Here is a 14,795-nt window from a genome sequence, read left to right as displayed (position 1 = left end):
GTATACAAAATCCCTCTATAGCTATATAGAGGGATTTAGGCTTTTTAAAAGGTAAAAGTAATTTCTTAGAAAGAGATTAATAGGATCGGATATTTTTCAAACCAATCACCATAAAAACAATCGTAAAAGCAGCTAAAACTGTTATGTCTAATAATAAGATAGTGTGATTGACAGTACCGCTCATAATCTCACCAAAACCAGACATCATCCATGTTTGCGGTATAGCCAACGAGATCTTCTTCATCATGTCTGGAACGATATCTAATGGCCAATAAATACCGCCTAGCATGCAAGTTCCTACTATGATAATCGCACTAAATACTTCAGCTTGCTTTTTTGTATGAGATAAGGTTGCAATCATAAAACCTAAACTCACAACAAGACCAATAACGAATGATCCAAACACTAAAATGCGCATAAAGTTTCCTATGTATACATTGAAAAATATTGATAAGATGGTCAGAAGGATACCCAGTTGTATCCATCCAAGAAGAAAATAAGCTATGAAATATCCCAATAACACAGATATTTTATGAATGGGACTCGAAAGCAATCTTTGCCAAGTATAATCTTTATACTCTAAATGAATGGATGATGCAGAGCTTGAAATCGCAAACATCATAAACATAATAGTAAAGCCAAGCGGTATTAAATTCGGTTGCTGGCTTGCCTCACCATCTTGATTTTTTTCAACCAATGAAATGGAGCCAGATTCATTTAACTTGTTTAAAGCATTGGTGAGAGAAACACTTTTTTGCTCTTTCACACCCTGATTGATTTGATAAATGATGGCCGCTGTCTCTTTTAAATAGGGAGATAAGACAGCATATTCCTCAGTTTTCTTATAAACTGTCACATCAAAAATCTCTTTATCTTTCAGATGGGACTTTAACGGGTTTGCGACTTTCACAGACGCAATGACCTTTTCTTCAGATACTAAATCTTTCGCATCGCTTTCAGTCGCCTTTACCCAGAGAAATTTGGTGTTTTTTTCGAGAATTTGAAAAATTTCTTGATCCAGTTTACCTTGACTGGGCTCTAGAATAAAAGCAACTGTCGGTTTCTTTGTATCAGATGCGGTACTACCAAAGATAAAACTAAATACGATTGGCATCACAAATAAAAAAATGAGGATCAATGGGGACTTTAATGTTTCTTTTAACTTTAACGTTATAATGGCTAATATTTTATGCATAACGATGCTTCCTTTCAAAAGACATTCTTAATAAAGCAATGATGAAGAAAGCTAGTCCCATCCCACAGCTAAGTAATAATCCGCTTTGAATTTCACTAAAATCAGCACCTGCCATACTTTTCAAAAACATTTGAAGTGCAAGAGAATTAGGTAAAAAATAGCTGATATCAATCACCCATTGTGGGAATAAGTATAAGGGCACCATACTCCCACCTAAAGCCGCTAACACTTGAGTGCCTAAAATCCCCACACTGTTAAACGTTTTTTCTCTTTTGATAAAAGAACCAATCAGCACCCCGAACCCCGCAGCATTTAATATAAAACTACATCCGATCATCACAACAGTAAAAGGCTCTCCCCAGTTCACCATAAAGACCAAACTAGTAAATAAAATAATGACCGCAAGTTGAATCATACTCATCAAAACAATACCCAATAACTTCCCAACGATGTAACTCGTATTGCTTAATTTTGATACAATCAGCCTTTTATAAACATCTTCCTCTTTTTCCTCTATCATACTTCCAACTAGAAAAACAACAGTCATTAATAAAAAAAGCACACCCATCCCGCCGGCGTAGTATTGGAAGGATGTAATCGGCTGGCTGTTGATATGAATATTCCTCTCGTTCACAAGTTCTTTTTTCAGTTGATCAGACGCGATTTCCACTTCTTTACCTTGATTCAACGGCACCAGAATACGATTCATATGATAATTTTGAAAGAATTGCAAAACTACATTTCCCAGAACCATTTCCTGTAAATTCGAATTAGGCCCTTTCAAAATATTCAATTGCACATGATCATGATTCAATAGGCTTTTTTCAAAATTCGGCTTGATGATTATCCCTATTGTAATGTCTCTACTATTTAAATCTTTCTCCAGCTGATTTTTCGAGGTGCTCTTCACATCAAATATGTCACTTAGTTCACTCTTAGACAATGTTGAAAGAAACATTTTACTTGTAGCGGACTTATCTTGATCTGTTATTCCTACTCGAAATGAATTGATCCTGATTTCACTATCTTTCTTCATGTTATCTCCAAATGCTGCACCTAAAATAGCAATTAATATGATGGGCATAAAAAAAAGTGTAAAAAAGCTTTTCTTATCCCTAAAAAACAATAATAGATCTTTCAGTACAACCCAAATGCTCATATGCTCACCTCCAAACAGCCTAATCCCTCAATTTTTTACTAGTTAAATATAAAAATACATTTTCTAAGTTTGGTTCTACGATTTCTGCTGAAATAATTTGAACATTTAATGCAGTCACACCTTGAATGAGACGACTTAATAGCTGCTGAGGATGTTGATCAAATATTTTAATTTGATTTCCATGAATCACAATTTCCTTTAACGGATCTTCATCATTTATGTATTGGCACACACGATCTATTTCGCTTTGTCCATGTTCACGTTTAATAGTAAAAATAATTTCTCTTTGATTGCCAACAAGCTTACTTAATTCATGTTGATTCCCAATGGCAAGGATCGATCCGTGGTCCAAAATGGCCATTCTTTCACATAAATATTCGACTTCTTCCATGTAATGACTAGTATATATAATTGTCATCCCTTCACTATTTAACTTTTTTACTGTTTCTAATATGTGATTTCTTGATTGTGGATCTATGCCTACAGTTGGTTCATCCATAATTAATAGTTTCGGTTGATGCAAAATCGAGCATCCGATATTCACTCTTCTTTTCATTCCTCCAGAGAATACTTTCACTTGGTCATTTGCTCTATCTTCAAGACCAATTAACTGAAGTGTTTCTTGTACTCTGCTTTTTAACTTCTTTCCTTTGAGTCCGTACATTCTCCCCCAAAATATTAAATTTTCTTTTGCTGTCAAATGTAAATATAAAGCGATCTCTTGCGGGACAATACCAATCATTTGCTGTGCTTTTTTTGTTTCTTTGTTTAAATCTAAACCTTCAATCGTTACAGAACCGCTTGTTGCGCGGATAAGCCCTGTCAAGATACCAATTAATGTGGATTTCCCAGCACCATTCGGCCCCAATAGACCAAACGATTCTCCTTTTTTTAAGTGAAAGGTTACCCCTTTTAATACCTGTTGATCCTCATAATTTTTCTTAATGTCATGTACTTTTAGCAACCTATCTCTCTCCTCTATTCTGCCTTTCGTTCTCTCACATAAAATCCCTAAAAATATTTACCATCCAATCAAACCATAATATATGGTATAAAATTCTACTAAATATTAATATTTCCAATCTGTTCATTTTAACATGTTACGTAATGCAGGAGAATAGTACACGCTTTTATAAATGTTGAAAAAACGCAAAAAAACTTACAAGGGGTTCTTGTAAGTTTTTTAATCAATATGTGCGGATCAAATACTAATTTCAGTCATATTACAGCACAGGAGGGGGTCACCACTCACAAATGTTTGATCCTGCTTTTTCCAGCAAGTTTAATCGACATTTTTATTCTTTCCTGAAAAGTGCGATCCAGTCATCCACCTCTATTGATTCTATTTGATCCTCTGTCATGTTCAATCTATAATATTGCTTTATTTTCTCGTTAGCATCTAACAAGTATTTCGTAACGTTCTCTTCTTCCTTTAAAGTTTTCGTTGTTCGCTTGACCCATTCTTGAAAAGGGTAACGTTTTTTTCGCATCATTGATCTTACTTCTTTTATTCCCTCTTCTAAAAACAATTCCCGCCATTGTTCTGTAGATAGACAGGACACATGACTTGGGTCTCTCAATCGTTCCAGCTGATTGATAAATAGTGAAAGCTCTTCATCATTTGGCGAAACATTATCAATAAAGCAAAACAGACCATTTGACTTTAATACACGAGATGCCTCCTTGGCAAACTGTTCAGGGTGCGGGAAATGGTGTGCTGCAATTCGGCATGTGACCATATCAAATGTGCCATCTAAAAAAGGAAGGCTTTCTGCATCCGCTACTACATAAAAAATTTGTGGATACGCTTTTAAATGAAGTGATGTATTCAAAAGCATCGCTTTCGTTAAATCCGTCGCAAACACTTGATTCACATATGGAGCCAGTGCTTTTGCGGTATGCCCGCCACCAGTTGCTATATCGAGTACGACCCAGCTTTCTTCTGGGGCTGCCCATTCAACAATTAGATCCAGGTCTGCTCCCTTTGCGTGAGTTTGACTCGTCACATACTTTTCTGCATTTCTCCCAAATTGTTCTACTACTCTTCTTTTGGCCTGATCTGAATTCAACTGATTCCTCCCCTTTCAAATACATTGGATTTTCCACAATAAAGAGCCGTCCCATTTTATTGAGCGGCTCCTTTCATGTTAAAAATTTATCGAGAAAGCATCCCGTGCGGGTCAATGACAAATTTCTTCGCCACACCCGAATCAAAGTCACTATATCCTTTAGGGGCTTGATCAAGGTCAATGACGGTCGCATTGACGGCTTTGGCGATCTGTGCTCTTCCGCTTAAAATGGATTTCATTAGACTGCGATGATATTGCATAACAGGGGTTTGGCCTGTCACAAAGGTATGAGCCTTCGCCCAGCCAAGTCCAATTCGTACTTTCAGAGAACCGACTTTTGCATCAGCATCCACTGCTCCTGGATCTTCTGTGACGTAAAGCCCTGGAATTCCAAGTTTGCCGCCAACTTTGGTAATATCCATAATCGTATTTAAAACGGTCGCAGGTGCTTCTCCCTGATCTCCATGACCCGAAGCTTCAAAGCCGACACAATCGACGGCACAATCGACTTCTGGCTCCCCTAAAATCTGCGTGATTTGTTCGCCGATTCGATCGTGTTTTCGTAAATTGATCGTCTCGCAGCCAAAGCTTCTTGCCTGCTCCAGTCTTTGCTCATTCAGATCTCCAACAATCACAGCAGATGCGCCAAGCAGCTGAGCCGAATGTGCTGCTGCAAGACCTACTGGCCCAGCACCTGCAATATAAACGGTTGAACCAGGCTTTACTCCAGCCGTATAAGCACCATGAAAACCTGTCGGGAAAATATCGGAAAGCATTGTGAGATCAAGTATTTTTTCCAACGCTTGATCTTTGTCTGGAAATTTAAGCAGCTGAAAATCTGCATATGGAACCATGACGTACTCGGATTGGCCTCCAACCCATCCGCCCATATCTACATATCCATAGGCAGAGCCTGGACGGTCCGGGTTTACATTTAAGCACACATGGGTTTTTTGTTCTTTACACATTACGCAGCGTCCGCATGCAATATTAAACGGAACGGACACGAGATCCCCTTTTTGAATAAACTCTACATCTCGTCCAACTTCAACGACTTCACCTGTAATTTCATGACCAAGGACAAGCCCCTCAGGTGCAGTCGTACGCCCTCTCACCATGTGCTGATCACTTCCGCAAATATTCGTCGTCACTACTTTTAAAATGACGCCATGCTCACATTTGCGTCCCACATTGGCTTTAGGTACACCTGGGCCGTCTTTTAAGACCAAATCAGGGTATCCAATATCCTCCACTGCTACTTTTCCTGCTCCTTTATAAACAACACCTTTGTTTCCCGACATGATTTCATTCCTCCCTTTTGTTTAAAAATGAAGTCTCTACAATTTTCTCTATTTCTAAGGCAATTCCCTTCTTCAAACAGCACATTATGTGAAAAATAAGGAGGTACATGTCTATGGGAGAAAGAAAAATGTGTCTTCCAGTGAAATAAAAAAGAAAATATTGAAAAAAAAGCTAAACTTTTGCAGAACGATGTCGATATAAGAAATAAGCCAGACAGGTATCCTTAATCGACAAACAAATTCCTTATATATACTATCATTCCTTACACACCTGGCTGGCGCCTACATCACATACAAAAGGCTCTTCATCTGAAGAGTCTTTTTTATTTTTATATTCGATTGCAGGTAAAGAGGCTCCTCTGACGAAGAGCCTCTTTTTTGATTGCTTGTTCATTACCTGGGAAATATTTTCATCATTTTAAGGCTTTGATACAGATGTATGTATCATAGTGATAAACCGAGACTTCTCTAAAGTGATATGCTGAAAACAGGCGGCTGATCTCTTGTTCACTGTACGATGAAAAAGATGTTGACCGTTTTTGTTCCTTTATCAGCTCCTGCTTTTGGAAAGATAAAAATACTTCTCCATCCACTTGAAGAACGCGGTACACTTCCTTCATGACTTGCTCAATATCCTTCAAGTAATAGATCGTCTGCACCGTAAATAATTTATTGAATGATCTGTCTTCAAAAGGTAATTGCTCAGCCTTACCAAGCGTAATAACGGCTTTGTCCTGTTCTGCAAGTTTCTTATGTTTTCTTTTTGCATATTTAATCATTTGACGAGAGGCATCTACCCCATATACTTTTCCGCGGTCAAGTTTTTCTGCTACCTTTGATAAGGTGATGCCTCTTCCAGTCCCAATTTCTAAAATTCGGTCATTTTCTTGTATATTTAAGAGTTGAAGCGTCCATTCATTGATATTATGATGATTTTTTTCCATATAGCGGGCAACCCATTTTGAGAACAAGCCTTTTGGTTCCCTCATCTGTTTTCCAATCCAGCTTTGAATCAATGTTAACACCTGCTTTTCACCAGTAAATAAACTATTTACAAATTTTCTTACTTTTCATATCGGCTCTCACCTAACAAAAATTAAGACCTAGTCCTAATTTATTTGTCCTTTATAAGACGCTCCTTTTCAGAAAATGTTTCGCAGAAAGTGAAAATTTTTTAACCAAAATAGGCGTTTTCATTATTTGTGCTCATATTGATTTCGTTTTCTGCATGAGCTGCATAATTTATAAATGTATCTTGATTAGATAAAGGTGGTGCTAGATTATGGGCTTTGGCGGTTATTCTGGAGGCTACTGCGGTGGCTACGGTGGCGGTTTTGCAGGCGGATTCGCATTGCTTGTTGTACTGTTCATTTTGTTGATCATCATTGGTGCAAGCTGGATTTGCTAACGTAAAAGGAGCAGGAAACCATGACGTTTCCTGCTCCTTTTCTTTAATACCAATAAGTCCGGTACTGATACATATAACGTCTGAGCATTTCCTCTTGCTCTCTTTGCATGCGGTATGGATTACCGTACCCGTGCTTTAAGGAATGCGGAATAGATGCATATCCGTGCCCGACAGACGGAAACCTCATATATGGTGACATCGACATTCATTGATCACCTCACAATCTCCTTTTACGGTTATCATATGTGCAGGTGATCAATGTGGAGCGTGTCTAAACCTGGTCCTTCTCCATCGTATAACAATCAAGCATGGCAAGCATCATAAACATGTCAATCTCCCCCTTTTCACATTTTTCATTTCTTGTTTTAGTTCATATACTTTAGTTGTTTCTGTTTCATTTCTTCATAAATTGTTTCGACTTCTTGTTCGTAAAGAACGGTCTCAATATCCTTGTATTTACGCTTGATCGTCAAAGTAATAAAAAATAAATGGATTGTCATATACGCTCACCTCCCTTCAGTTCGCAGCATGCGAAATAGCCCGCAGATCTTCTTTATCAGTTGACCTGCGGGCACACAAAAATGCAGATCAAAAGACAGTGTCTTCTAACCTGCAATGGATGATACGTGTGAAATCCTCGTTTACTTAAACAGTTTTGAAGCGTGCACCGTATAAGGCAAAGGAAGGACACGAACTCTTCCACAGGCTGATGACATGATGAAATTGTTGGTTGAATTGATTACAAGTAGATACGAATAACATATTCTTCAGCCTCCTTTACGTTTTTTTTTAATTACTTTGTAAGTATATCCAGCAAGCACCATTTTGTAAACCTGTTTTTAGTAATATAGATGATTTTTGTGTTTTTGACTAAATTTCTACAGTTATTCTTGTCCGATTGTCCAATACAATGAAAAAAAGCCTCCTCAAGGCACATGAGGAGACTTTCGAATTAATCTTCATCTAATTCTTGCAGTTTCTTTTGAAAGAAAATCGCGCGTTTCACACAAACAAACGCTGCTAATAAGAAAACACAATCAATTCCCATCATCAGCATTTTTGGAGATGCTTCGATGTGCTGATTCGGTAAAATTGTACCAATATATAAAAAGGTGCTGACAGCAAGCAAAATAAAAGCGTACTGCTTGTAATCTGTCACTAAACCACTCCACTTTTTCTTCACTTGTTTCACCTTCCGTCATCAATGTCTATTCATAGCTTAACATAGTGAGAGAAAGCGAGGGGCATGTAAATCTATCCATTCGCCAGCGCGCTTAGTCCTTGCTTCAGATCATTCAGTAAATCATCGATATCTTCAATTCCGGCCGAAATACGAATTAAACCATCTGTAATGCCAAGCTCCTCCCGGCGGTCTTTTGGAATGGACGCATGGGTCATCCGGGCAGGGACAGAAATTAAGCTTTCAACCGCTCCAAGGCTCTCTGCGATCGTAAACAGCTTCAGCTGGCTTAAAAATACATCGACATGTTCTTCTTTTCCAATATCAAAAGAGATCATGCCGCCGAAGCCTGATGCTTGTGTTTTCGCAAGTTCATGGCCAGGATGAGTACCGAGACCTGGATAATAAACACGTGTGACGGCTGAATGTTGTTCTAAAAACTCAGCGATTTTCTGTGCATTTTGTTGATGTGCTTCCATTCTTAGTCCAAGCGTTTTGATCCCTCTCATGAGAAGCCATGAATCCTGAGGTCCAAGAATTCCGCCTGTCGAGTTTTGAACAAAGTGCAGTTCTTCTCCAAGCTCTTTCGTCGCTGTGACGACAAGCCCGCCTACAACATCACTATGGCCGCCTAAATATTTAGTCGCACTGTGCAGAACAATGTCCGCGCCATATTCAATCGGTTTTTGGAAATACGGTGTGAAAAATGTATTATCGACAATCATCAAGATGTTGGCATCCTTTGTCAATTCGCCGATGGCTTTTAAATCCGTCATTTTGAGTAAAGGATTGGTTGGTGATTCAATGTAAACGGCTTTTGTTTCAGGTAAAATGGCTTTTTTCACTGCTTCAGGATCACTTGTGTCAACAAAGGTTGCATGAATGCCAATGCGGTTTAGCACCTTTGTGATGACGCGGTAGGTTCCACCGTACACGTCATCTGTCAGGACAATATGATCTCCGCTGTTAAACAGCATCATCACAGCCGTAATGGCTGCCATCCCTGAACCAAATGCGTAGCCGCTTGCTCCTCCTTCAAGATCACGAATGACTGTTTCCAGTGCTGTTCTTGTTGGATTCGCTGTTCTAGAGTATTCATACCCCGTATGTTCGCCTGCTTTTGGCTGCTTATAAGTGCTCACTTGATAAATAGGAACAGACACGGCGCCTGTTCTTTCATCACCCGTTGTTCCGCTGTGAATCATCATTGTTTTTGGTTTCATGCTATTTTCCTCCCTCATAAATTCCTTTACTTAAATATCGCTCACTGCTGTCAGGAAAAATGGTGACAATGACTGTCCCAGGTGCTGCTTTCTTTGCTTCCTCTAAAGCGGCAAATAAAGCGGCACCAGAAGAGCTGCCGATGAGAACACCTTCTTTTTCAGCTGCTTCTTTCACCATTCGAAACGCATCATCATCACTGACAGTGTAAATCTCATCGAATAAAGCCTGCTCCATATAATCTGGGATAAATTCAAGGCCAATCCCTTCCGTTTTATGCGGGCCCGGATTCCCACCATTTAAAATGGACCCTTCAGGCTCCACAACTACTGTTTTTATCGCCTGATGCTGCTCTTTTAAATAGGCGGCACAACCTTGAAAAGTTCCTCCAGATCCTGCTCCGGCCACGAATACATCGATATTCCCTTTTAAGTCGGACCATAATTCGGGACCGAGCGTTCTGTAGTAAGTCAATGGATTTACTTGGTTTTTAAATTGTAAAACACAATAGGCATTGTCAAGGCTTGCCTCTAGTTCAAGGGCTCGATCAATCGCACCCTTCATGCCTTCTTTTCTCGGCGTATGAATAATCTCTGCACCGAGCGCCTTCATCACCTGTTGTTTTTCTTGACTAAAATGTTCTGGTACAAAAAAAATGGTCTGCAATTGATGCTTCCTTGCACTTAGGGCAAGCCCAATGCCTGTGTTTCCAGCGGTCGCTTCAATAATGGTTCCGCCTGGTCGCAGTTTGCCAGATGCTAATGCTTCTCTAATGAGCATGTCGCCTAAACGATCCTTAATACTTCCACCTGGATTCATCATCTCAAGCTTTGCATACACCTCAACACCTTCTGGGACGCCAATCCCTGACAGTTTTAAAAGCGGTGTGCGGCCAATTAATTCTGTAATATCCTTTATGACAGCCATATGATTCCCTTCCTTTGCATGGAAAAGAAGGGGGAAACCCCTTCTTTTATTGTGTTTGCTTTATCATACGCAAGACAAGATCGGTTGAGTGAATCGCTGCTTGCTCAAGGAATTGATCAAAGGAGATATTAGATTCTTTCCCTGCAATATCCGATAGCGCACGAACGACAACAAATGGCGTACCAAAGAGCTGGCAGACCTGTGCAACCGCTGCGGCTTCCATTTCCACCGCATATAGCTCTGGAAACTTCTCTCTCACAAACGCTACACGATCCGGATCATTCATAAACGAATCTCCTGTTGCAATCGTTCCTTTTGCGACTTGAATATGATCGATCTCTAAAGCAGATTCCTCTGCCAGCTTCACAAGCTTTTCATCTGCAATGAAAGCAGCTGGAAGTCCCGGCACTTGTCCATATTCGTAATCAAAGATGGTCACATCTACATCATGATGTCTCACATCAGTAGAGATGACAATATCACCTACATTTAATGAGTGATGGAAACCGCCAGCCGATCCTGTATTGATCACATAATCTGGCTGAAAGCGGTCAAGCAGTAATGTTGTGCTGACCGCTGCATTTACTTTTCCAATCCCTGATTTTAATAAAATCACTTCTTTATCTTCATAAACACCTGTTGTAAATTCACACCCAGCGATGTTTTCTTGTGTAGCATTTTTTAGTTGATCTCTTAAAATCGTCACTTCTTCTTCCATTGCACCTATGACTGCGATTTTCAAATCAAAAACATCCTTTCATTCCCTTTTCTTCGCTTCTACGATCCAAACAAAATCATTCATTTGATGAAAGGACGTGCTAAAACCTTCTTCTTCAAAGATTTGCTTTAGCACATCAATGGATGGATAATATTCCGTTTCTAAATCCTCTGCAAGCTGATCGAATCCTGAGGCTCTCGCTTTGTCGATCTCAGCTTGATGTGCTGCTTGATTTTGAAACATTGTATCAGCAAAGACTATTTTACCATCTGAGTGAAGGATGTTGCTATAGGTGTGAATAGCTTGTTTTTTTTCTTCGTCGGTTAAATGATGGAAAGCATATGAGCTGACGATCGTATCTGGCTCAAAAGGCGGCACTGGAAATGATAAAAAATCCCCATCATGAAATACATCTGGTACTCCTTTTTGAAGCGCCGCTTTCTTCATGGCATCTGATGGTTCAACACCAAACACGTTTTTTTCAGCTGCAAGGAGCAGCGCTGTTAGATTCCCCGTACCGCTTCCAAACTCAAGAACATTTTGGCCTGAGCGGCGGGCAATCTCTTTTAAAATAGCCGGATACCGGCGAAACACTTCTTTATACTGCTCGTCATGACCACTTACCGTGTCGTCATAAGAGTCAGCCCAATGATCAAATAAAGAAAGAAACTCACGTCCCATTTTCTTTCCCTCCACTTTATCTATTTATTCCTATGCGTATAGTATGTTTTATTCCGTCGAACAGTTCCTATCCTACCACAACTTCTGTTTCTTTCCTACTAAAAAATACTGGGAGAGACCGAAAAATATTTGCCCTTCTGAGGGAGAGAGATTAAGATGAATGAAGAGTATAGAGAGGTGAATCAAATGGATTTTCAGTTGGATTTTTTAAAGGACAAAATTGAATTTTTTGAAGCATCGTCTTTAAAAGAACTTGAACAAAAGATCCAGAAACAAATTGAGCATAATCAGGCGATCCTGCTGACCGTTCATTCTGTCAGTCATCAAACGACTGTGATCGATGAGCGGATTTTGTATACAGCAGTTGTTCATTTTAAAGCGAATGTCTAAACAAAAAAAGATAGCAGATCTGCTATCTTTTTTTCATGTTTATCTTAATTTTTCAACCTTCACAGGTTTCCAGCCTTTTTCATCTACCCACGTAATTTCCACGCGGTAGCGTTCACCTGTTGATTTATCACGGATGGTTCCTTTTGCATCTTGAGGACCTCCGTTATTTCCTAACCAAAGAACGGTCATTTGATCTTCTGAAATTCCTGTCGCATAAGACATGGCTTTGATCATTTCTTTCCAGTCTTTTGATTTGGAATCATAGGTTGCTGTATGTGAACCGGATTGCTCTGTTCCGACAGGCTCCCAGTCATCGTTTTCGTATGTTTTGTCTACGTCACTCGTTTTGCCGCCATCTGTTTCTTTGGCGTCTTTTAACGCATCTTTATTAGGCTTATCTTCATCATCTGTCTTCTTCGTATCGTCGTCTTGATCAGATGAATCATCTTTTTTTGCATCTGAATCATCGGATGTGTCTTTCTTTGGATCTTTCACATCTTCTTCTGAGTTTTGTTTATTTTCACTTGTTGCAGGTGCCGTTTTTGATGGTTCTTTCGCTACATCTGTATCTTTCGGCTTATTAAAAATTAACAAACTCGATGCGACAACCAAAATAAGCACCACAACGATACCAATTAATATGTTAAGCACCATATTTGCCTTTCTGCGCTTATCACGATGTTCAAATCGAGAATTTCTACTCAAAATCTCTGCACTCCTTTGCCTCTGTTCCCTAAGTCGTTACTATTCTAACATGTCATGAAGGGATGTTCTATGTCTGTTTCTTTTCAATTTCATTGACCTTTTTTACAATATCATAAAACGCATCATTTGTCTTAGCCCGGCCACTTGTCTCGTCAAGGTGAACAACGACAAGAGCGTATTTTGGTTTTTCTACCGGAAAGTATCCAGCAAACCACTTATGATAAAGCGGATTCCCCTTTTTGTCTTGACTGCCGGTTTGGGCAGTACCTGATTTTCCCGCCACATCGTATGGTAAATCTTGAAACCTTCTTCCGGTTCCCTTGTCAGAGGTCACCACCTGTCTTAAGTATTTTTGCAGCTTTTGAGCTGTATAGCGGTTGATGCTGCCCGCTTCAGGTCGTTTGTTTTGAAAGGACAGCATCGTTGTTCCATTTTGATACAGCACTTTTTCTGCGATTTTCACTTCTTTTCGTTCTCCTCCTCTTGCGATCGCAGCCATCATATTCGCGATTTGCAGAGGAGTCGTTTTGACATTTTTTTGTCCTATTGCGGTTTGTGCAATGGCTTTTTTGACATGCTTGTCTCTTTTATCTCCCCACACACTGCCTGTTTCTTCACGATCAAACTGTTTGAAGTGCTGCTTATGATAGACATCCCCTTCCCAGCCAGCTCGATCTATGAGTCCAAGCTTAGAAGCCGTCTTTTCGATGATTTGATCATCTGTTTGAATGAGCCTTTCAGCAAGTGTCGCAAAGGTATAATTGCAGCTCTGCGAGAAACTATCAGTCAGATTCAGCACTTTTTGTTTTCCTTCAGGCTCTCCATATAAATTCTTTCGACAGTCATACATGGTTTGTGGCTGGTCAAGATTTTTTTCGATTGCTGCGGCAAGTACAGCCGTTTTAAAGACAGAGCCTGGTGCAATGGCTGTCAGCATGTAATTTCTTGCCTCATGCCGGTTTTTACTTGTGACATTTGGGGTACTCGCCATCGCCAGCACACTACTTTTTTCAATGTCGAGCAGAACGGCACCGCCTTTTTCAACGCCTTGTTGTTTGAGCACCTTCTCCATTTCAGCCTGCATGTCTTCATCTATTGTTGTCTGTACCTGAAGTGGATAAAAGGAATGAGCTTCTGCTGTATATTTGACGTCCATACCGAACAAAGGGTTTCCCCTTCCGTCCACATGATATAACAATTTTGTGTCTTGCTCGGGTAATAGAAATTCGTCAAAGGTGCTTTCCAGCCCAAATGTGCCGATTTCAGTACGAATGGAAAGTTCTTTTTTGTCAGGATACCGCTTTCTCAATAGTTCTGGATTCTCGCTTGTGAAACCTAATGTGTGGAGGGCAAGTCTTTTTTTGTCCTTCTCTTTCATATATACGCCGTACACACCTGAATATTTCATATCATTGATGTCTTTCAGCTTTTTTTTCGTGATGTCATCTTTTAAAATGAGAGGTTTTTTCGTTTCTGTCAGCTGTTTTTTGAGTTCATCTTCTTCCATCTCAAGAATAGAGGCGGTTTGCTGAAGGTGTGGAAGATCATATTGCAGGAAAGGAAATAAGATAACCGCGGGCTGTTCTTTTGTAAGAAGCGCTTGGCCGTTTCGATCTAAAAACTCACCGCGCCCGTCTGAAATAACAACTTCTTCTGTCCGCTGTTTGACACTTTCTTGTATTAAATTGATATCAAGCTTTGAAAACGATTCTGTGAAGAACAGCTGAATTTCTGCCAGTCTAAACAGAAGACCGAGCAATAGTAAAAAAATAATCGCACCTGTCCATTGAATTCTTCTTTTTTTGCGCATAAAAACACCTCGTCCCTATTGTGGACGAGGT

Annotated in this window: 17 protein-coding genes; 2 read left to right on the top strand and 15 right to left on the bottom strand. The window is 39.7% G+C overall.

Annotated features, from left to right (window positions below; genetic code table 11):
* Window positions 1-76 precede the first annotated feature (76 nt).
* The 6 genes from JVX94_RS01975 to JVX94_RS01950 form a co-directional block, all read right to left on the bottom strand.
* The gene (locus tag JVX94_RS01975; RefSeq protein WP_205184400.1) at window positions 77-1,195 is read right to left on the bottom strand and encodes an ABC transporter permease; all 1,119 of its coding nucleotides are present in this window, start codon (window positions 1,193-1,195) and stop codon (window positions 77-79) included.
* Window positions 1,188-2,354, bottom strand: a complete 1,167-nt coding sequence (locus tag JVX94_RS01970; RefSeq protein ID WP_095409102.1) for an ABC transporter permease — start codon at window positions 2,352-2,354, stop codon at window positions 1,188-1,190. Before JVX94_RS01970 ends, JVX94_RS01975 begins: the two co-directional genes overlap by 8 nt.
* Before the next feature lie 19 nt (window positions 2,355-2,373).
* Window positions 2,374-3,318, bottom strand: coding sequence for an ABC transporter ATP-binding protein (locus JVX94_RS01965; RefSeq protein WP_205184397.1), 945 nt, complete (start codon window positions 3,316-3,318; stop codon window positions 2,374-2,376).
* A gap of 331 nt (window positions 3,319-3,649) precedes the next feature.
* Window positions 3,650-4,423, bottom strand: coding sequence for a class I SAM-dependent methyltransferase (locus JVX94_RS01960; protein WP_095409104.1), 774 nt, complete (start codon window positions 4,421-4,423; stop codon window positions 3,650-3,652).
* 86 nt (window positions 4,424-4,509) lie between these two features.
* Window positions 4,510-5,724 carry a formaldehyde dehydrogenase, glutathione-independent gene (gene fdhA, locus JVX94_RS01955; protein ID WP_144471195.1) on the bottom strand — a complete coding sequence of 405 codons (1,215 nt, stop codon included), beginning with the start codon at window positions 5,722-5,724 and terminating at the stop codon, window positions 4,510-4,512.
* A gap of 413 nt (window positions 5,725-6,137) precedes the next feature.
* Window positions 6,138-6,740: a class I SAM-dependent methyltransferase gene (locus JVX94_RS01950; RefSeq protein WP_144471537.1), complete on the bottom strand. Its 603-nt coding sequence runs from the start codon at window positions 6,738-6,740 to the stop codon at window positions 6,138-6,140.
* Window positions 6,741-7,006: 266 nt separating this feature from the next.
* Between JVX94_RS01950 and JVX94_RS19745 the strand changes: the two genes are divergently transcribed.
* On the top strand, window positions 7,007-7,132 hold the full coding sequence (locus tag JVX94_RS19745) for a YjcZ family sporulation protein (RefSeq protein WP_008342643.1): 126 nt from the start codon (window positions 7,007-7,009) through the stop codon (window positions 7,130-7,132).
* A 43-nt stretch (window positions 7,133-7,175) separates the two neighbouring features.
* Here JVX94_RS19745 and JVX94_RS01940 read toward each other — a convergent pair whose 3' ends face one another.
* The 7 genes from JVX94_RS01940 to JVX94_RS01910 all read right to left on the bottom strand — a co-directional run bounded on the left by JVX94_RS01940 (window position 7,176) and on the right by JVX94_RS01910 (window position 11,859).
* Entirely contained in the window at window positions 7,176-7,337 is a 162-nt protein-coding gene (locus JVX94_RS01940; protein WP_155267112.1) for a hypothetical protein, read from the bottom strand.
* Window positions 7,338-7,497: 160 nt separating this feature from the next.
* Window positions 7,498-7,632 (bottom strand): YrzI family small protein, encoded by a 135-nt coding sequence (locus JVX94_RS01935; protein WP_065214597.1) that lies wholly within the window; start codon window positions 7,630-7,632, stop codon window positions 7,498-7,500.
* A 452-nt stretch (window positions 7,633-8,084) separates the two neighbouring features.
* Complete coding sequence (locus JVX94_RS01930; protein ID WP_048238968.1) at window positions 8,085-8,315, bottom strand: YrhC family protein; 231 nt, start codon at window positions 8,313-8,315, stop codon at window positions 8,085-8,087.
* A 71-nt stretch (window positions 8,316-8,386) separates the two neighbouring features.
* A complete protein-coding gene (locus JVX94_RS01925; protein WP_205184394.1) occupies window positions 8,387-9,535 on the bottom strand; it encodes a bifunctional cystathionine gamma-lyase/homocysteine desulfhydrase in 1,149 nt (382 codons plus the stop codon).
* A 1-nt stretch (window position 9,536) separates the two neighbouring features.
* Window positions 9,537-10,460 carry a PLP-dependent cysteine synthase family protein gene (locus JVX94_RS01920; protein ID WP_144471199.1) on the bottom strand — a complete coding sequence of 308 codons (924 nt, stop codon included), beginning with the start codon at window positions 10,458-10,460 and terminating at the stop codon, window positions 9,537-9,539.
* A 46-nt stretch (window positions 10,461-10,506) separates the two neighbouring features.
* Window positions 10,507-11,202 (bottom strand): 5'-methylthioadenosine/S-adenosylhomocysteine nucleosidase, encoded by a 696-nt coding sequence (gene mtnN / locus JVX94_RS01915; protein WP_024423101.1) that lies wholly within the window; start codon window positions 11,200-11,202, stop codon window positions 10,507-10,509.
* Window positions 11,203-11,217: 15 nt separating this feature from the next.
* Window positions 11,218-11,859 (bottom strand): class I SAM-dependent DNA methyltransferase, encoded by a 642-nt coding sequence (locus JVX94_RS01910; protein WP_205184392.1) that lies wholly within the window; start codon window positions 11,857-11,859, stop codon window positions 11,218-11,220.
* 186 nt (window positions 11,860-12,045) lie between these two features.
* Here JVX94_RS01910 and JVX94_RS01905 point away from each other — a divergent pair, with 186 nt between their 5' ends.
* Window positions 12,046-12,249 (top strand): YrzA family protein, encoded by a 204-nt coding sequence (locus tag JVX94_RS01905; protein ID WP_048239190.1) that lies wholly within the window; start codon window positions 12,046-12,048, stop codon window positions 12,247-12,249.
* Window positions 12,250-12,288: 39 nt separating this feature from the next.
* Here JVX94_RS01905 and JVX94_RS01900 read toward each other — a convergent pair whose 3' ends face one another.
* Together JVX94_RS01900 and JVX94_RS01895 are read right to left on the bottom strand one after the other, a co-directional pair.
* Window positions 12,289-12,954: a YrrS family protein gene (locus tag JVX94_RS01900; protein WP_205184390.1), complete on the bottom strand. Its 666-nt coding sequence runs from the start codon at window positions 12,952-12,954 to the stop codon at window positions 12,289-12,291.
* Window positions 12,955-13,021: 67 nt separating this feature from the next.
* Complete coding sequence (locus tag JVX94_RS01895) at window positions 13,022-14,764, bottom strand: peptidoglycan D,D-transpeptidase FtsI family protein (protein ID WP_205184388.1); 1,743 nt, start codon at window positions 14,762-14,764, stop codon at window positions 13,022-13,024.
* Window positions 14,765-14,795: the final 31 nt, after the last annotated feature.

This window comes from Bacillus sp. PDNC022, assembly GCF_016919285.1.
In the GTDB taxonomy this organism is placed as follows: Bacteria; Bacillota; Bacilli; order Bacillales; family Bacillaceae; genus Bacillus; species Bacillus safensis.
Note: the sequence above shows the minus strand (reverse complement) of the source record. Positions and strands in the feature narration are given on the sequence as shown.